The sequence below is a fragment of the Tabrizicola sp. BL-A-41-H6 genome (genome assembly GCF_050632395.1).
Taxonomy (GTDB): domain Bacteria; phylum Pseudomonadota; class Alphaproteobacteria; order Rhodobacterales; family Rhodobacteraceae; genus JAUYQR01.
In genome coordinates, this window is the sequence record NZ_CP192600.1 from 2,327,432 (window position 1) to 2,346,453 (window position 19,022).

Consider the following 19,022-nt stretch of genomic DNA (forward strand, 5'->3'; position numbering starts at 1 on the left):
TTTCTGGACAGGGAAACCGCTTTCCTGTAGGCCCTGACGGCGATGGTTGATGGAAATACTCAAGTTCATGCCCCGGCGCGCGGCAACGCGATGGGAGTGTGGTCGGCCGGGGCGGTCCTGATCGCGCTGGTGGTGCTTGCGCCGCTTGGCTCGATCCTGTGGATCGCGTTTCACCCGACAGAAAACATCTGGCCGCACCTGTTGGCGACGGTGTTGCCGCGCTATCTGGCAACTACGCTTGTGCTTATGCTGGGCGTGGCGGTGCTGACGGCGGCGGCAGGAACCGGGGCCGCGTGGCTGGTCACGATGTACCGCTTTCCGGGTCGGCGCTGGCTGACGCATGCGCTGCTCTTTCCGCTGGCGATCCCTGCCTATGTCGGGGCCTATGCGCTGGTCGATTTCCTGGACTATGCCGGGCCGTTGCAGACCGCGCTACGCGGCGGTTTTGGCTGGACCTCGGCCCGCAATTACTGGTTTCCCGAGACACGCTCGCTCTGGGCCGCGGTGCTGGTGCTTTCGGCGGCGCTTTACCCTTATGTCTACCTTCTGGCGCGGGCGGCGTTTCGCGAACAGCCGGGCTGCACCTATCACGTCGCCCGTGCGCTTGGGGTCGGGCCCTGGGGCCTGTTCTTTCGCGTCGGACTTCCGATGGCGCGCCCGGCGATTGCGGCAGGGGTGGCACTTGCCCTGATGGAGACGGTGGCTGATTACGGCACGGTCTATCATTTCGGCGTCCAGACGCTGACCACGGGCATCTTTTCCACCTGGCTCAATGGCAGCAACGCCGGTGGTGCTGCACAGATCGCGGGGGTGGTGCTGGTCTTGATCTTCCTTCTGGTGATGCTTGAGCGGATCGGCCGGCGCAACGCGCGCTTTCACGCGATGAACCGCAGCGTGCGCCCGATCGAGCCGGCGGTCCTTTCGGGGGGGCGCGGCTGGCTGGCTTTTGCCGCTTGCTTGCTGCCGTTCGGGATGGGGTTCGTGTTGCCGGTGGCAGTGATGGCGGGCAATTCGCTGGCCGCACCTGAAGGATGGCTGGCACCCGGGCTTGGCACGGCGATGTTCAACACGCTGGTGGTGGCGGGCGCGGCCTCGGTGGCGACGGTGGGCGCGGCCCTCTTTCTGGTCTATGCGGTACGCATGGCTGGACGCGGGGTCGCGCGGTTCGTGCTGCCGGTCACGCTGCTAGGCTATGCGGCACCGGGGGCCGTGCTGGCGCTGGGGCTCCTCATTCCCTTGGCGGCGCTCGATCATCGGCTGGCCGACGGGATCGAGGCGCTGACCGGCCATGATCCCGGCCTGATGATCACTGGCACCGCCTTTGCGCTGGGACTGGCCTATCTCGTGCGGTTCTTCGGCATTGCGCAGGGCGCGCTGGACGCGGCCTTCGGACGCGTCTCACCCTCGTTGCCGATGGCGGCCCGGTCGCTTGGCCGAACGGCCGGTGGGGCGCTCAGTTCGGTCTACCTGCCCCTGATGCGCGGCTCGGTTGCAACGGCGCTGCTGGTGGTATTCGTTGATTGCGTGAAGGAATTGCCAGCCACGCTGCTGCTGCGCCCGTTCAACTACAACACCCTGTCGACTCGGGTGTTCGAGCTTGCCAGCCTCGAGAGGCTGAGCGAGGCCGCTCCGGCGGCACTGCTGGTGATGGCGGTCGGCCTTGCCGCCGTGGCACTTCTAGCGCGCGCGAACCGGGATTGAGCCTTGCGATACGCCCGCCGCGACGTTATTTGAAGGTTATGCCTCTATAGCTCAGCTGGTAGAGCACCTGATTTGTAATCAGGGGGTCGCGGGTTCAAGTCCTGCTGGGGGCACCAATAATCAAACGCTTGGCAAACTTTTTCAATGCGACGAATCTCAGGTCGCGTCACTCTGACATTTGGCGCAACGCCAAGGCGGCTGGCCATCAGGTGCACCCCTCCCGCGAAATCTGCGCGGTGGTGCCGATGACGACTTGCCTTGTGACGTGCCAGAATGAAGCCTTGGGAGCTCAAGTCGCACTACTGGTCTGGCCGCAGGGTGGACTGGCCGCAGGGTGGACTGGCCGCAGGGTGGACTGGCGCTGGTCCGCGCGGCGGGCTAGCGCGGGCCACCAAACGACAAAAACGGTGTCACGGGGTCTTCGTCGGCGCGCAGCTGGGCGTCGGCAGCCGCCTTGCGCAGAGCGACGCGTACCATCCGGGTCGCCGACGCTGAAGCGTTGATCGCGGCATGACGTAACGACTACACTCATCACCGCCCGCACACGAGCCTCCAAGGGCTGACCCTGCGGGCATGCCTCAAGCGGTCCGCAAAAGACCAAACCTTTACCAGAACCAACGTCTGAACGAGGACAAACCGGGAAGAAGGTCCCAGCAGCCACCACGCTGGTTACAAAAAATATCTTGATTAGCTGCCAAACGCGGGCCACGATGTGAAAATGGAGTTCTTCTATTTTTCGAGGATACTACCGTCCTGTAACGAGTATGTGTCAAAGGAATTTTTTATGACGATATCCATTTCTGCGTTCGGCAGGGGTTTTCGACTTTCGAATTGCCTTGCGATAGCGTTCGGGGCTGCCACACTCTTCGCCTTGTTCGTTGTGGTTGTCACCCTGCGCGCTCAAGCCGAAGTTTCCACGTATCTGCGCGATCCGGCCGTGATCTTCGAGTTTTCGCCGTTTGTGGGGCTCATTTCATACGTCGGAATTCTTGCTACCTTCAGCGCGGGGATGATCTGCCTCTTTGCATCGGCCCATACCCGCGATGACGCGGCTCTCTTGCGCGCTATCGGCCTTTTTGGATTGCTGCTTGCAACGGATGATCTGCTGATGCTGCATGAAGAGGTTTTTCCCAACCTGCTGGGCTTTCCCGAGCGCTTGGTGTTTATCGTCTACTTTCTTATCGCAATCGGTATTGCGATATTCCACCGAGTGGCGCTTTTCCGGCAACCGACCGCTGGTCTCATGCTTGCGATTGCACTTTTGGGCTCGTCAGTTGTTGTGGATATCCTGTTCGAATATTCATCCAAAGAGGTAATCGTTGAAGATGGCCTGAAGTTCGTAGGACTGGCCGTTTGGTCGGCTTACTGGATCAACCGCGCCAGCTCCGCAGTTGTGGCGGCAACTCGGCCGCCGGCATGAATCTCGCGCTCGCGTAAATTCGTGCGCGTTTCAGTCGAGCCTGCCATCGGGTGTCTGCGGCCGCATTGTCATGATCCGCCTGCCGAGCCACCCTTCCTCACGCCTTCGGTCGCTCGACCACGCCGAAAAATTGCAGTGCCTGCTCAAGATCGGAACGGCCCTTCGCCTCCGTGCCGTTCAGCGAGGCGACAAGTGCGTCGAACCGCTTGCGCAGGGCTTTCTTTTCGTCGCCCTTGCAGTCGTTCCACGGGCGGCCCTGCAGCCCCATGACCAGCACGTAATATCCGATGAAATGCGGTCGTGAGCCTGACAACAAAAGCCGCCTATAGGCATCGTCCGGGCCAAGGGCGCGGATCTCGTCTGCCGAGGTGATCCCGGCCTTCGCAAAGGCCACTTCTGACGCTGGGCCAAGGTTCGGGATTGACGAGACGGGATCAGTCACTGGATTGCCTGCCTCAAATGACGAAGGCCAGCCTGTTGGCTGGCCCGTTGGCGGGGTAGGACGTTGTCAGATCGCGGCCCAGTCCCGGAAGATCGTCTGGCTGCCCTGCTGCTGGCTGGAGCCCGATTGCTGGGTCTGCTGCTGGGGCGGCGTCTGCGACCCACCCTGTTGTTGCGGGGAAGGTTTCTTGGCCATTTAACTGCTCCGTCTGCTGGCTCTTGCGCGATGATTTGACCACTTTGCCGGGCGCTTGGGCGAAGGCAAGGCGGCATCATGACGATTTTGCGACGCACTGGCCGAACTGTGCGACGCGCGCAACACTTCGCCGATCACGTCCTCGTGCGCGGAAAGGCGGCGGTTCAGCCAGCCACGACTTCGGCCGGATAGCCCGCCGCATCCAGCGCGGCCAGAAGGGCCGGCGTTGGTGCGGGGCCTGCGGTCGTGACCTTGCGCGAGGTCAGGTCAACCGTGACGGCCCCCGCACCCTCCACCTGCGCTAGCGCGGCTTCGACAGTCGCCTTGCAGTGGCCGCAGGACATGTCGGGAACAGACAGCGTGGTCATCTTATCACCTTTATGCAAAAGCTTTGTCTTATGAATGGCTGGCGCGTGCCAAGTTCAAGGGCAATTACGTCAATCGGCGCTTTCCTTTTCGCTGCAAGGGCTTGCGGGCGTCATCTTTCCAAAGCGGTTTGGAAATGGCAAATCTCTCACAGAGAATGATAAAACCGATTGGAAATCGCTGCTGATTGCGGTAACACCAAAAGCGGTTTGGGCTTTCTGTCAGGTTGTTGCCGGCATTCCCTGCCAAGACCACTTGAAACGTCTCTGCCTTTGCCTAGGCTCCAACGAAGAGAACAGATTTGCTGGACAAACCCGTGACCGAACAGAGCCTTGCCCCGAATGTCCTCAAGGCCGACATCTTGCGGCACCTGACGTTCACCATCGGCAAGGACACGCAAAACGCCTCCACGTACGATTGGCGGATGGCGCTGTCCTACGCGATCCGCGACCGGATCGTGGAACCTTGGTTCGCTTCCACACGCCGGACCTGGGCCGAGGACCGCAAGCGGGTCTACTACCTGTCAATGGAATTCCTGATCGGTCGGATCCTTGAAGATGCGACGATCAACCTTGGCCTGAACGACGTGGCGACTGCCGCGATGGCAGACCTTGGCCAGGACATCGAGACGATCATCGCCGACGAACCCGATGCCGCGCTTGGCAACGGAGGGCTTGGCCGTCTGGCGGCCTGTTTCATGGAATCGATGGCGACGCTTGGCTGCCCCGCCTACGGCTACGGCATCCGCTACGAACACGGCCTGTTCCGCCAGCGGTTCGAGGGCGGGCGGCAGGTCGAAACCCCGGAAGACTGGCTGAAACAAGCCCACCCTTGGGAATTCGCGCGCCCCGAATCCGCCTATACCATCGGCTTCAAGGGTCATGTCGAAACCCGCGATGGCAAGGACGTCTGGTTCCCCGGCGAAACCGTCTTTGCCGAGGCGCATGACACCCCGGTGGTCGGCTGGAAAGGCAAGTGGGCCAACACGCTGCGCCTTTGGGCCGCGAAGCCTACCACCCAGTTCGATCTGGAGCGTTTCAACCGCGGCGATTACACCGCTGCGGCAGAACCCGAAACGCTGGCGCGGACGCTGGCGCGCGTGCTTTACCCCGATGACACCACCTATCAGGGCAAGGAACTGCGCCTGAAGCAGGAGTTCTTCCTGACCTCCGCTGCACTGCAAGACATCCTGCGCCGCTTCCTTGCCAGCCATTTCGATCTGAAATTGCTGCCGCAGTATGTGGCAATCCAGATGAACGACACCCACCCTGCGATCGCGGGGCCGGAACTGATCCGTCTGCTGACCGACGTGCATGGGCTTACTTTCGACGAGTCGCTGACCACAGCGCGCGCCTGCCTTGGCTACACCAACCACACCCTGCTGCCCGAAGCGCTGGAACGCTGGGCGACCTTCACCTTCGGCAACGTGCTGCCGCGCCACATGCAGATCGTGGAGCGGATCGACAGCTGGCACCGCCGCGCCTATCCGAACCGGCCGCATTACGTCGGTATCGTCAAGCATCAGGAAGTGCGGATGGGCGAACTTGCCTTCGTCATGTCGCACAAGGTGAACGGGGTGTCTGCGCTGCATTCCGATCTGGTGAAGAAAAGCCTCTTTCCCGAACTGAACCGCCTGCATCCGGGCCGCATCATCAACCAAACCAACGGCGTCACGCCCCGCCGCTGGCTGCGCATGTCCAACCGCCCGCTTTCGGGGCTGATCACCGATACCATCGGCGAAGGTTGGGAAGACAACCTCGACCGCCTGCGCGAGCTTGAACCGCATGTCGAGGATGCGGGCTTCCGCCACGCCTTCGACGCGGCCAAGCGCCAGAACAAGCAGGATCTGGCCGCATGGATCAAGCGCGACCTCGGGGTGACCGTGTCCCCGGACGCGCTTTTCGATGTGCAGATAAAGCGAATCCACGAATACAAGCGCCAGCTTCTGAACATTCTGGAAACCATCGCGCATTGGCACAAGGTGCGGTCGGATCCGAAGGGGAATTGGGTGCCGCGTGTCCGCATCTTTGGTGGCAAGGCCGCGCCCGGCTATGCCGTCGCCAAGGAAATAATTCGCCTTATCAATGACGTGGGGCAGGTCATCAACAACGACCCGGCGACCGGCGATCTTATGAAGGTGATCTACCCGGCCAACTACAACGTCAGCATGGCGGAACGGGTGATCCCGGCAGCCGACCTGTCGGAGCAGATTTCCACTGCTGGGAAAGAAGCGTCCGGCACCGGCAACATGAAGTTCATGATGAACGGCGCACCGACGATCGGGACTCTCGATGGTGCCAACGTCGAAATCCTGCAGGAAGTGGGGGCGGAAAACTTCTTCCTTTTTGGCCTGACCACCGACGAAGTCGCAAAGCGCCGCGAAGACCCCGACCATTCCCGCAAGGCGATCGAGGCGAGCCAGCCGTTGCAGGACGTGCTGCAGATGATAGCCGAAGGCCGCTTCAGCCCCGACGAACCGGACCGCTACCACGGCCTTGTCCACCGCGTCTGGCACCACGACTACTTCCTGGTCGCGGCCGACTTTGATGCCTATCACGCCGCACAAGGCGAGGTGGATCGCGCCTATGCCGACCGCGACCGTTGGTTGAAAATGGCGGCACTGAACACGGCTCGCAGCGGTTTCTTCTCGTCTGACCGGACGATCCGCAGTTACATGGACGAGATATGGTCAGTTAAATCCGCGCTCTGACGCGCTTTTCGGGGGAGGAAAGCATGGCTGAGACTTTGCTGGAACACGGCGCTGCCGAGGCGATTGCCGGCGGCTGGCATGGCGACCCTTTTTCGGTGCTGGGCCCGCACAAGCGAGGCAAGACGTGGGAGATCACGGCCTTTGTTCCGGGGGCCGAACGGCTCTGGGTGCTGACGGGCAAGAAGGCAGATGAAGCGGTGCACTATCCGGGCGTTCCGGGCCTCTTCACCCATCAGATGGCGCGCAACGTCACCTACAGGTTCCGCGCCGAAGGCTATGGCAACACGTGGGAATTCGACGATCCGTTCCGCTTTGGTCCGGTCTTGGGAGAGTTGGACGAATATCTTCTGGGCGAAGGCACGCACAAGCGCCTGTGGCAGGTGCTGGGCGCGCATCTCATCACGCATGAGGGCGTGGCGGGCGTACATTTCGCTGTCTGGGCGCCGAATGCCGAGCGGGTGTCCGTCGTCGGTGACTTCAACATCTGGGACGGCCGCCGCCACCCGATGCGCCGCCGCGGCCCGACCGGCGTCTGGGAAATCTTCGTTCCCGGCCTGGGCGAGGGTGCGACCTACAAATACGAGATCAAGGGACCGGGCGGCGCGCTCATGCCGCTAAAGGCCGATCCGGTTGGTTTCGGATCTGAACATCCGCCCGCGAATGCTTCTGTTGTAAGGAAAATCGGCGGTGATTGGGGGGATGCCGACTGGCTGAAGACCCGCGCCAGCCACCACACCGTCGACGCGCCGATTTCGGTCTACGAAGTGCATCTCGGCTCATGGCGCCGCGCGCCGGGCGACCGCATGTTGAGCTATCTCGAACTGGCAGACCAGCTTGTCGCTTACGTTGCCGACATGGGCTTCACCCACATCGAGTTGATGCCGGTCAGCGAATATCCCTTTGACGGATCATGGGGCTACCAGCCCGTTGGCCTCTTTGCCCCCACCATCCGCCACGGTACGCCCACCGAATTCCGCGCTTTCGTCGATGCCGCGCATCGCCACGGGATCGGCATTCTGCTGGACTGGGTGCCGGGCCATTTCCCGACCGATGCGCATGGCCTTGGCCGCTTTGACGGCACCGCGCTTTACGAACATCAAGACCCGCGTGAAGGCTTCCACCAGGACTGGAACACCCTGATCTACAACTACGGCCGGGTCGAAGTGAAGAACTACCTCGTCTCCAACGCCTTGTATTGGCTGGAGGAATACCACATCGACGGGCTGCGCGTGGATGCCGTGGCCTCGATGCTTTACCGCGACTACAGCCGCAAGGACGGCGAATGGGTTCCCAACCGCGATGGCGGGCGCGAGAATTACGAGGCGATTGCCGTTTTGCAGAACATGAACATCACCGCCTACGGTGAAGTGCCGGGCATCATGACGGTGGCCGAGGAATCGACCGCCTTCCCCGGCGTGTCGCGCCCGGTGAATCACGGCGGCCTCGGCTTTGGATTCAAGTGGAACATGGGCTGGATGAACGACACGCTCAGTTACATGCAGAAAGACCCGCTGTTTCGGAAATACCACCACCACCAGATGACCTTCGGGCTGCATTACGCGTGGTCGGAAAACTACTTCCTGCCGATCAGCCATGACGAAGTGGTGCATGGCAAAGGCTCCATGCTGTCGAAAATGCCGGGAACGGCGTGGGAAAAGTTTGCCAACCTGCGTGCCTACTATGGCTTCATGTGGGCGCATCCGGGAAAGAAACTGCTGTTCATGGGGCAGGAGTACGCGCAAGGCGCCGAATGGAACCACAATCAGAGCCTCGACTGGCATCAGCTTGATATTGCAGAACATAAGGGCGTGCAGTCGTTGGTCCGCGACCTCAACCGCGTTTACCGCGACACGCCCGCGCTCCACGTCAACGATACGCGGCCCGAGGGCTTCCAGTGGCTCGAATCCAACGATGCCGAGGCGGGCGTCTACGCCTGGGTCCGGCGCGGTGGTGCAAAGGACAAGCCGGTCGTCACCATTGTCAACATGACGCCCTTGGAGCGGACCTATCGGCTGGGCCTGCCCGACGCCGGCACATGGCGCGAGATCCTGAACACCGATGCCGCGATCTACGGCGGCGGCAACCGTGGCAATCTGGGAGGAGTGACCACGGAAAAGACGCCCTGGAACGGGCAGGTGCAATCGGCGGTGCTGACGGTGCCGCCGCTTGCGGCGATCTATCTGCAAAAGGACTGAAGTCGCGGGAAAAACCCGCACCCAAGGGAGGGGATAAGGATGCAACCAAGACCCAATCAGCGTCTGTCATCGCAAGCGATGGCCTTTGTCCTTGCGGGCGGGCGCGGCAGCCGGCTGAAGGAACTGACCGACCGGCGGGCAAAGCCTGCGGTCTATTTTGGCGGCAAGACCCGGATCGTCGACTTCGCGCTGTCGAACGCGGTCAACTCGGGCATCCGCAAGATGGCGATCGCCACGCAATACAAGGCCCACAGCTTGATCCGTCATTGCCAGCGCGGCTGGAACTTTTTTCGCGCCGAACGCAACGAATACCTCGACATCCTGCCCGCCAGCCAGCGCATGGACGAGCTGAACTGGTATCGTGGCACAGCCGATGCGGTGGCGCAGAACATCGACATCATCGACAGCTACGGCATCAAGTACGTGATCGTGCTGGCCGGCGACCACATCTACAAGATGGACTACGAGGTTATGCTGCGCCAGCACGTCGACAGCGGCGCGGATGTGACCATCGGCTGCCTGACCGTGCCGCGAATGGAAGCCACCGCCTTTGGTGTGATGCATGTCGACAAGTCGATGCAGATCACCGCCTTTCTGGAAAAACCGAAAGACCCGCCCGCGATCCCAGGCGACCCGGATCATGCGCTGGCCTCGATGGGGATCTATGTCTTCGACTGGGCCTTCCTGCGCGACCTTCTGATCCGCGACATGCAGGACGACAACTCGACCCACGATTTCGGCTTTGATCTGATCCCGGACATCGTCAAGAACGGCAAGGCCGTGGCCCACAAGTTCGCCGACAGCTGCGTCAAAAGCGGTCTGGAAACCGAACCCTACTGGCGAGATGTCGGAACCATCGACGCGTTCTGGCAGGCCAACATTGACCTGACCGATTTCGTGCCGAAACTGGACCTTTACGACAACGCCTGGCCGATTTGGACCTACGCCGAGATCGTGCCGCCGGCGAAATTCATCCATGACGAGGACGGGCGTCGCGGCTCGGCGGTCAGTTCGCTGGTGTCTGGCGATTGCATCGTGTCGGGCTCGGCGGTGTCGAACTCGCTTCTGTTCACCGGGGTCCGGACGCACAGCTATTCGACGCTGGAATATGTCGTGGCGCTACCGCAGGTCATCGTGCACCGCAAGGCCGAGTTGAAAAATTGCGTCATCGACCGTGGCGTGATCATTCCCGAAGGTCTGGTTGTGGGCGCCGACCCGGAGGAGGACGCCAAGTGGTTCCGTCGGTCCGAAGGAGGTATCGTCCTGATCACGCAAGATATGCTTGACGCGCGGGCGCGGGCGCTGTCCTGAAGGCGGACAGGAGGAAGCCGGGGGGCTTTGCGTCCCCCGGACCTCTGCGGGATATTTGAGGACTGATGAAATGGCTGGGGCACGGGTAATTCACGGGCAAAAACAGCGCGGTCGCGTGCTTTCGGTGGCGTCGGAATGCGTGCCTTTGATAAAGACCGGCGGGCTGGCCGATGTGGTCGGCGCCTTGCCCGAAGCCCTGGCTAAGGCCGGTTGGGAAATGCGGGTTCTGCTGCCGGCGTACCGGTCGCTCAGGGCCGGGGCGGCGAATTGGCCGGTGGTCTGGGAAGAACATGACCTTTTCGGCGGTACCGGGCGGGTGCTGGCGGGCGAGGTGGCGGGCTTGAGCCTTCTCCTCCTCGATGCGCCGCATCTTTATGACCGCGACGGTGGGCCCTATTCCAACGCAACCGGTGACCATCCCGACAATGCTATCCGGTTCGCAGCCCTGTCATGGGTCGCGGCCCGGATCGCGCGCGAAGGGCTGGACGGCTGGAAGCCCGATATCCTCCACGCGCATGACTGGCAGGCCGGGTTCGCCCCAGCCTACCTTGCCTATCAAGGCGCAGGTGGGGTGAAATCGGTGATCACCGTTCATAACATCGCCTTTCAGGGCTGGGCTCCCGCATCGATGCTGGGCACGCTGCGCCTGCCAGCGGAGGCCTTTCACCCCGGCGCGCTGGAATATTACGGCGGGCTTTCCAGTCTGAAAGCCGGGCTGGTGACGGCCGACTGGGTGACCACCGTGTCGCCCACATACGCGGCCGAATTGATGCGGCCGGAGTTTGGCATGGGCCTGCAAGGCGTGATCGCATCACGGGCGGCGCAGGTCTCGGGCATCCTGAACGGCGTCGATACTTCCGTCTGGTCGCCCGAGGCGGAGCCTGTGCCCTATTCGGTGACGTCGCTCGCTGGGAAGGCCAAGGCGCGCGCCGATTTGTGCGCCGAGTTCGGGCTGGAAGTGCCGGGGCCGCTGGCCATCGTCGTGAGCCGCCTGACCGATCAGAAGGGCATTGACCTTTTGCCTGCCGTGATCCCCGATTTCGTGCTGGGCGGCGGCGGGCTTTTGGTCCTTGGTTCCGGCGATCCGGCGCTGGAAGGCGCGATGCGCGGGCTGGCCGCGCAGTTCCCGGGCCGCGTCGCGGTGCGGATTGGCTATGACGAGGCGCTGTCGCACCGGTTCTTTTCCGGCGCCGATGCCGTCCTTGTGCCAAGCCGCTTTGAACCTTGCGGCCTGACCCAGATGTATGGCCTGCGCTACGGCACACTGCCTGTCGTCGCTTCGGTCGGAGGGCTGGCCGACACTGTGATCGGCGCCTCTCCGGCGACGCTGATGGCGGGGGTGGCGACCGGCCTCCAGTTCCACCCGGTCGACGCGCTGGCTTTCGGGCAGGCGCTGTCGCAACTGCTGACGCTCCATGCCGATACCACGACCTGGACGCGGCTGCAGGCCAACGCCATGCGTCATCCGGTCGGCTGGGAAACCTCGGCCAAGGCCTATGCCGACCTATACGAAAGGTTAATCGCGTGACGCCACAGACGGTGTCCTTGCCTGTGCGCCTGTCGGGCCATGCGGTCGGTCCCGGTCGCCCTTGGCCGATGGGTGCCAGTTTCACCGGCGACGGCGTGAACTTCGCAGTCTTCTCCGCCCATGCCGAGATGATCGAGCTGTGCCTCTTTTCTCCCGATGGCCGCAAGGAACTGGCCCGCCTGCCGATCCGCGAACGCGACGGCGACATCTGGCACATCCATGTCGGCGGGCTGACGCTGGGCACCGTCTACGGCTTTCGCGCGCATGGGCCTTATGCGCCCGAACAGGGTCACCGCTTCAACCCGCACAAGCTGCTTCTGGACCCTTACGCCCGCGCGCTGGAAGGGCGGCTGAAATGGTCCGACGCGGTAATGGGCTACAAGATCGGCAGCCCGCGTGGTGATCTGTCCTACGACACCCGCGACAGCGCCTTTGCCGTGCCGAAGGCCGTGGTCACCGACCCCTCGTTCAGTTGGGGCAACGATCAGGCGCCGCGCACGCCGCGCAGCGACACGGTGATCTACGAGGCGCATGTGAAGGGGCTGACCGCCCTGCATCCCGGCATCGACAAGCAGTTGCGCGGCACCTACCTAGGGCTGTGTTCCGACCCGGTGATCGAACATCTGCAAAAACTCGGCATCACCGCAATCGAACTTATGCCGGTGCAAGCCTTCATCGACGACCGTTTCTTGGTCGCAAAGGGGCTGCGCAACTACTGGGGCTACAACACGCTGGCCTTCTTTGCGCCCGAACCGCGCTACATGTCTAAAGGCGCGCTGTGGGAGTTTCAGACCATGGTCCGCCGCCTGCACGCGGCCGGGATCGAGGTTATCCTCGACGTGGTCTACAACCACACCGCCGAGGGCGACGAATGGGGGCCGACGCTGTCGTTCCGCGGCCTCGACAACGCCAGCTATTACCGTCTGGCGGGCGGCGGGCGGCATTACGTCAACGACGCTGGCACCGGCAACACGCTGAACGTGACACACCCGATGGTGTTGCGCATGGTGATGGACAGCTTGCGCTATTGGGTCGAGGTCGCCCATGTTGACGGCTTCCGCTTTGACCTTGCTACCGCCCTGGGGCGCGAGGCGCATGGCTTCGACCCGAACGGCGGCTTCTTCGATGCGATCCGCCAAGACCCGACCCTCAGCCGCGTCAAGCTAATTGCGGAACCCTGGGACATTGGCCCCGGCGGCTATCAGCTTGGCGGCTATCCGCACCCCTTCCACGAATGGAACGACAAGTTCCGCGACGGCCTGCGCCGGTTCTGGAAGGGCGACGCCGGCATGACGCGCGACCTTGCCGCGCGGCTTCTGGGCAGCGCCGAACGCTTCGACCATTCCGGCAAAGGCGCAACCTCGTCGGTCAACTTCATCACCAGCCACGACGGTTTCACCCTGGATGATCTGGTCAGCTTCACCATCAAGCGCAACTTCGCCAACGGCGAGGATAACCGCGATGGCCATTCGGAAAACCATTCCGACAATCTGGGCGTCGAAGGCTTGACAGCAGACCGCAAGGTTCAGGCCGCCCGCGCCCTGCGCAAGCGCAACCTTCTTGCGACGCTGATGATTGCGCAAGGTGTGCCGATGGTGCTGATGGGGGATGAGATCGGCCACGGGCAGGGCGGCAACAACAACGCCTACGCCCAAGACAACGAGGTCAGCTGGATCGACTGGTCAAATCCCGACACAGGGCTTCTCGCCTTTGTCGGCCGCCTCGCTGTCCTGCGAAAATCGCTTCCAGTCCTGCGCCAGCGCCGCTTCCTGCACGCCCGGCAGCGCCCCACCGACAAGACGCCCGATGTCATCTGGCGCCGCGCGAACGGCACCGTGCCGCAATCCGAGGAATGGCACGACCCCTCGTTCCGCTGCCTCTGCGTCGAACTGCGCATGGCGGCCGAAGGCGGCGATCCCAGCCGCGAGGCGGTGTTTGCCGTGTTCAACGCCGGGCCCGCCACCGCGCTCCATCTGCCCGATACCGCGCCGGGGTGGGAGCTGCTGCTGGATACCACGCGACCCGACCTGACCTCCGGCCCGCCGGTGTCCGAGGCCCCCGCCCATTCCGTCCTTCTGTTCCGCGCCCTCACCGGAACCCCAAAGGGAGACCACGCATGACCACCGTAAAGACCGCCCCGATCGCAGGCCAGAAGCCCGGAACCTCGGGCCTTCGCAAAAAGACCCCGGTGTTCATGGGCCGCCACTATCTGGAGAATTTCGTCCAGTCGATCTTCGATGTGATTGGTTGTCAGGGCAAAACATTCGTCCTCGGAGGTGACGGGCGCTACTTCAACGACCGGGCGGCTCAGGTAATCCTGCGGATGGCGGCGGCCAACGGCGCGGCCCGGATGATCGTGGGGCAGGGGGCCATCCTGTCGACACCCGCCGCCAGCCACCTGATCCGGCTCAACAAAACCGATGGCGGCATCATCATGTCCGCCTCCCACAACCCCGGCGGGCCGGAGGAGGATTTCGGGGTCAAGTTCAACATGCCCAATGGCGGCCCCGCACCCGAAGGCGTGACCGAGGCGATGTTCCAGCGCACGACCGAAATCACCGAATACAAGGTCCTCGAGGCGCATGATGTCGATCTTTCCCACATCGGGCGGCACGATCTTGGCGGCATGATCGTCGACGTGGTCGACCCGGTCTCCGACTACGCCGCGCTGATGGAAACCCTGTTCGACTTCCCCGTCTTGCGCGCCATGTTCGCGGGCGGCTTCCGGATGCGAATGGATTCGATGTGTGCCGTCACCGGGCCTTACGCGGTGGAGATCCTGGAAAACCGCCTTGGTGCGGCAAAAGGCACAGTCATCAATGCGACGCCCCTACCGGATTTCGGCGGGATGCACCCCGACCCGAACCCGACCTGGGCCAAGACCCTGATGGACGAGATGTTTGGGCCGAATGCCCCTGATTTTGGGGCCGCCTCTGATGGTGACGGCGACCGCAACATGGTGGTCGGGCGCGGCATCTATGTCTCGCCCTCCGACAGCCTTGCCGCGCTGGCCGCCAATGCGCATGTGGCACCGGGCTACAAGGCGGGCCTCAAGGGTGTCGCACGGTCGATGCCGACCTCTGCCGCCGCCGACCGGGTGGCCGACGCGCTGGGGATCGCCAAGTATGAAACGCCGACCGGATGGAAGTTCTTTGGAAACCTGCTCGATGCCGGAAAGGCCACGATCTGCGGCGAGGAAAGTTTCGGCACCGGCTCCGACCATGTGCGCGAAAAGGACGGTCTTTGGGCGATCCTTCTCTGGCTGAACATCCTTGCGGTGCGCAAGCAGTCCGTCGCAGAAATCCTCAAGGACCACTGGGCGAAGTATGGGCGCAACTACTACAGCCGCCATGATTTCGAGGCGATTGCCACCGACAAGGCCGACGCGATGTTCGCGGCCCTGCGCGCCAGCCTCTCGGGCCTGCCGGGCCGCCAGATCGAAGGCATGACCGTCAGCGCCGCTGATGATTTCGCCTACACTGACCCGGTCGACGGCTCAGTCAGCACGAAACAGGGCGTGCGGGTGATGTTCAGCGATGGCAGCCGCATCGTCTATCGCCTGTCTGGCACCGGAACCGAAGGCGCGACGCTGCGGGTCTACCTCGAACGCTACGCCGCCGGGCCGGACGGTCTTGATCTTGATGCGCAGGTCGCGCTTGCCCCGGTAATCCGCGCAGCGCACGGCCTTGCCGGGATCGAAGCCCACACCGGGCGCCGCGAACCGAACGTGGTGACCTGACAGCAAATCCGAAGCGTCAAGTGTCGCTAATGGCGCAGACTCAAGGTCCGTAACCGACAAACCTGACACCTATGTCGAGTTTGGCAGAGGGGATGGCGATGAACGAGGTCAAAGCGGTTCGGTCGGGCAGGCAGGCGCGGCAGGTGCAGCGGTCCGCAAAGGCGGGGCCGGGGCGGCCCTACATCGTGCGCAACATCCCGACCTATGACGTGTTGTCGGAAGAAAACCTGCTGCGGATCGAAGCCGCCGCCGACCGCGTCCTGGCCGAAACGGGGATCGAGTTTCGCGACGACCCGGTGGCGCTGGACCTCTGGCGCAAGGCCGGCGCCGATGTGCAGGGCCTGCTGGTCAAGTTCCCGCCCGGCATGCTGCGCGAGATCCTGAAATCCGCGCCCTCCACCTTCACCCAGCACGCCCGCAATCCTACGAATTCGGTGGAAATCGGCGGCAAGAACGTCGTCTTCGCGCCCGCCTACGGCAGCCCCTTCGTGATGGACCTCGACCGCGGCCGCCGCTTCGGCACATTGGAGGATTTCCGCAACTTCATCAAACTGGCGCAGTCATCCCCTAACTTCCACCACTCCGGCGGGACGATCTGCGAACCGACCGACATCGCCGTGAACAAGCGCCACCTCGACATGGTGCTGGCGCATATCGAACTCAGCGACCGGCCTTACATGGGGTCGGTCACCGCGGAATCCCGCGCCGAAGACAGCATCGAGATGAGCCGCATCGTCTTCGGCCGCGATTTCGTCGACCAGAACTGCGTCATCCTTGGCAACGTCAACGTGAACTCCCCCCTCGTCTGGGACGGCACGATGACAAATGCCCTGCGCGCCTATGCCCGCGCCAATCAGGCGGCGGTGATCGTGCCCTTCATCCTCGGCGGCGCGATGGGGCCGGTGACGAACGCGGGCGGCATCGTGCAATCCTTGGCCGAAACGATGGCCGGTTGTGCGCTGACACAACTGGAGCGCAAGGGCGCGCCAGTGATCTTCGGCAATTTCCTGTCGTCGATGTCACTCCGCTCCGGCTCGCCCACCTTCGGCACGCCAGAACCCGCAATCGGATCACAGGTGATCGGCCAGCTTGCCCGCCGCCTGAACTTGCCGCTGCGCTGTTCAGGCAACTTCACCACCTCGAAACTGCCAGACGGGCAGGCGATGATGGAAGGCACCATGTCGATGCTGGCCGCCGTGCATTGCGGGGCAAACTTCATCCTGCATTCCGCAGGCTTCCTCGACGGCCTGCTGTCGATGTCCTACGAGAAATTCATGCTGGACGCCGACCTCTGCGGCGCGCTCCATTCCTATCTCGACGGCATCAAGATCGACGATGACCAATTGGCGGTGGACGCCTTTGCCGAGGTAGGGCCCGGCAACCACTTCTTCGGTTGCAGCCACACCATGAAGCACTACGAGACCGCGTTCTGGGACAGCGAGCTTTCCGACAACGAACCCTATGAAAAATGGGAGGCCGCAGGGTCCACCGATGCCGCGACCCGCGCCAACACCCTATGGAAGCGGCGGCTTGCCGAGTTCGAGGCCCCCGCTCTGGATGACGGCGTCCGTGACGGGCTGCACGACTTCGTCGCCCGCCGAAAGGCCGACATGGCCGACGCCTGGTATTGAGGCCGCCGCCTCAAGCTGCCAGCGCCCGTCCACCCGGCTGAACCGCTGTTCGGTGGTCTGGCGAAACATTTTGTCCGGCCCCGCCACCCACGACTGCACCGTCGCCCCGTTCGCGGTGAAGTCGACCACGCCCACATCGTTCAACCCGGTCTTCAGCCGGGTCGATATCGCCGTGCCAACCTGAAGGAACAAGATGCCCGCTGCCGTATCGGCCACGGTGAAATGCGGCATGTGGGTGTGGCCCGACAACACAACCTCCACTCCCGCTGCGACCAGATCGGCAATAACGCCAGCAGGATCACGGATGTCGGCCGGGGTTCCGTCCGCCGCCGGCATCGGCGCGTGATGCAGGACCGCGACCCGTGCCATTCCGGCCGGCACCACCCGAAACCCCTCGGCCAGCTGGGCGGCCGAGGCGGGCGACAGCCGCCCCGCCTTCCAGACCAGTGGATTGGCGGTGTTGACGCCCACGATCACCGCGCGCGGCAACGTCAACTTCGGCTCCACCAAATCGCTGAAATGCCGGCGATAGCGGCGGAACGGGGTCAGCAGGCGTTCGGCCAGATTGACCAGCGGCGCATCGTGATTGCCCGGCACCGCCAGAACCGGCACGGCAAACTGCGCCAGATAGTCGGCCGCCGCGCGAAACTCGTCCACTTGCGCTCGTTGCGTCAGGTCGCCCGACACGATCACCGCATCCGGGCGCAGCGCTTCGGCCAATGCCAGCAGCGGCTCGCACAGCCCCGCATCCACCGCCCCGAAATGCAGGTCCGAGATGTGCAAAAGCCGCGTCACGACGCCGCCTCCTTCACCATCACCGCCTTTTCCGGCGGCAGGATCACCGAAAGCCCATCGGCGTCGATCGCAAAGGTCAGGGGCAGGGCCATCTTCTCGCGCTCGCCATCATAGGCAATCCGGATGTTGCGGCGCTTGCGCCGGTCGATGACCAGCGTCTTCGGTTGGATCAGCTCCACATCCGACGACAGATCGACCTTGCCCCGCAACAACCGCCACGCCAGCTTCAGCAGCCCCAGCCGCGTCGACTGCCGCGCAATATAGACAGCAAAGCGGTCCTCGCTGATCGCAGCGGTGCCCGACAGCCCGAACTGGTCAAGCTGGTAGGCCGACCGCGCGATGAAGATCATCGGCGTGCGGCGCACCACCGTCACCCCGTCGATCACAAAGCTCCACCGCATCGGGCGCTGCAACCGCAGGATCGTGCGCAACGCTGACCAATGCGCCAGAATCCGGCTGCGGCCAAACCTCAGATAGGTGGCCTCGCGGTCGTCCAACATGGCGGGGTAAAGGCCCAGCGCCACGTTGTTCAGAAATACCCGGCCGTTGACCGTGCCGACCGCAATCGCATGGGTTTCCCCCGCCAATATCGCGGCTGCCGCCTCGGCTGGGTCCGTCGGCGTGTTCAGCCCGCGCGCGAAATAGTTGAACGTGCCCATCGGCAGCACCGCCATCGCGGCCTTTGTCCCGGCCAGCGCATGGGCGACACCGGCCACCGTGCCATCACCCCCGGCCGCGACGATGATCGGATACCCATCGCGCACCGCCTGTTCGGCAACGGGTGCGGGATCGCCCTCAAAACTGCGCAACACCGCCCGCGACCCGAAGACCGCTAGCGCCTTGTCCAGAACCTCGCGGTTCGCGGTGCCTGACTTCGAATTGGCGATGACACAGATATCCGGCCCCGCGGCGCGGTCATTGGGCATAGCGGCGCCGGTTGGTAAGGGAAGTGTCTGGCATCTGCATCACTTGGGCACCTCCGGCCCGAA

At 63.3% G+C, this 19,022-nt stretch carries 14 protein-coding genes and 1 tRNA gene; 10 read left to right on the forward strand and 5 right to left on the reverse strand.

Annotated elements, in window-relative coordinates; translation table 11 throughout:
• The first annotated feature begins 42 nt into the window (after positions 1-42).
• From ACROUL_RS11440 to ACROUL_RS11450, 3 genes are all read left to right on the forward strand, one after another.
• Positions 43-1,701 (forward strand): ABC transporter permease, encoded by a 1,659-nt coding sequence (locus tag ACROUL_RS11440; RefSeq protein WP_431299600.1) that lies wholly within the window; start codon positions 43-45, stop codon positions 1,699-1,701.
• A gap of 40 nt (positions 1,702-1,741) precedes the next feature.
• Positions 1,742-1,817, forward strand: a tRNA-Thr gene (locus ACROUL_RS11445).
• Between the two features lie 668 nt (positions 1,818-2,485).
• On the forward strand, positions 2,486-3,121 hold the full coding sequence (locus ACROUL_RS11450; RefSeq protein WP_431299601.1) for a hypothetical protein: 636 nt from the start codon (positions 2,486-2,488) through the stop codon (positions 3,119-3,121).
• A 97-nt stretch (positions 3,122-3,218) separates the two neighbouring features.
• On the opposite strand, the gene ACROUL_RS11455 is transcribed toward ACROUL_RS11450, so the two are convergent.
• From ACROUL_RS11455 to ACROUL_RS11465, 3 genes are all read right to left on the reverse strand, one after another.
• Entirely contained in the window at positions 3,219-3,563 is a 345-nt protein-coding gene (locus ACROUL_RS11455; RefSeq protein ID WP_431299602.1) for a TfoX/Sxy family protein, read from the reverse strand.
• 66 nt (positions 3,564-3,629) lie between these two features.
• A complete protein-coding gene (locus tag ACROUL_RS11460; protein WP_431299603.1) occupies positions 3,630-3,758 on the reverse strand; it encodes a hypothetical protein in 129 nt (42 codons plus the stop codon).
• A gap of 164 nt (positions 3,759-3,922) precedes the next feature.
• Positions 3,923-4,126: a heavy-metal-associated domain-containing protein gene (locus ACROUL_RS11465; protein WP_431299604.1), complete on the reverse strand. Its 204-nt coding sequence runs from the start codon at positions 4,124-4,126 to the stop codon at positions 3,923-3,925.
• A gap of 299 nt (positions 4,127-4,425) precedes the next feature.
• Between ACROUL_RS11465 and ACROUL_RS11470 the strand changes: the two genes are divergently transcribed.
• The 7 genes from ACROUL_RS11470 to ACROUL_RS11500 all read left to right on the forward strand — a co-directional run bounded on the left by ACROUL_RS11470 (position 4,426) and on the right by ACROUL_RS11500 (position 17,238).
• On the forward strand, positions 4,426-6,834 hold the full coding sequence (locus ACROUL_RS11470) for a glycogen/starch/alpha-glucan phosphorylase (RefSeq protein WP_431299605.1): 2,409 nt from the start codon (positions 4,426-4,428) through the stop codon (positions 6,832-6,834).
• Between the two features lie 23 nt (positions 6,835-6,857).
• Entirely contained in the window at positions 6,858-9,029 is a 2,172-nt protein-coding gene (gene glgB, locus ACROUL_RS11475) for a 1,4-alpha-glucan branching protein GlgB (RefSeq protein ID WP_431299606.1), read from the forward strand.
• 39 nt (positions 9,030-9,068) lie between these two features.
• Complete coding sequence (gene glgC, locus ACROUL_RS11480) at positions 9,069-10,340, forward strand: glucose-1-phosphate adenylyltransferase (protein ID WP_431299607.1); 1,272 nt, start codon at positions 9,069-9,071, stop codon at positions 10,338-10,340.
• 70 nt (positions 10,341-10,410) lie between these two features.
• Positions 10,411-11,868, forward strand: a complete 1,458-nt coding sequence (gene glgA, locus ACROUL_RS11485) for a glycogen synthase GlgA (protein WP_431299608.1) — start codon at positions 10,411-10,413, stop codon at positions 11,866-11,868.
• On the forward strand, positions 11,865-13,988 hold the full coding sequence (gene glgX / locus ACROUL_RS11490; protein ID WP_431299609.1) for a glycogen debranching protein GlgX: 2,124 nt from the start codon (positions 11,865-11,867) through the stop codon (positions 13,986-13,988). The genes glgA and glgX overlap by 4 nt, the downstream gene beginning before the upstream one ends.
• Positions 13,985-15,607: an alpha-D-glucose phosphate-specific phosphoglucomutase gene (locus ACROUL_RS11495; protein WP_431299610.1), complete on the forward strand. Its 1,623-nt coding sequence runs from the start codon at positions 13,985-13,987 to the stop codon at positions 15,605-15,607. Before glgX ends, ACROUL_RS11495 begins: the two co-directional genes overlap by 4 nt.
• A gap of 98 nt (positions 15,608-15,705) precedes the next feature.
• Positions 15,706-17,238, forward strand: a complete 1,533-nt coding sequence (locus tag ACROUL_RS11500) for a trimethylamine methyltransferase family protein (RefSeq protein WP_431299611.1) — start codon at positions 15,706-15,708, stop codon at positions 17,236-17,238.
• Here the strand turns inward: ACROUL_RS11500 and ACROUL_RS11505 are convergent.
• A complete protein-coding gene (locus tag ACROUL_RS11505) occupies positions 17,122-18,033 on the reverse strand; it encodes a metallophosphoesterase family protein (RefSeq protein WP_431299612.1) in 912 nt (303 codons plus the stop codon). The genes ACROUL_RS11500 and ACROUL_RS11505 overlap by 117 nt on opposite strands.
• On the reverse strand, positions 18,030-18,959 hold the full coding sequence (locus tag ACROUL_RS11510; RefSeq protein WP_431299613.1) for a diacylglycerol/lipid kinase family protein: 930 nt from the start codon (positions 18,957-18,959) through the stop codon (positions 18,030-18,032). Before ACROUL_RS11510 ends, ACROUL_RS11505 begins: the two co-directional genes overlap by 4 nt.
• Positions 18,960-19,022: the final 63 nt, after the last annotated feature.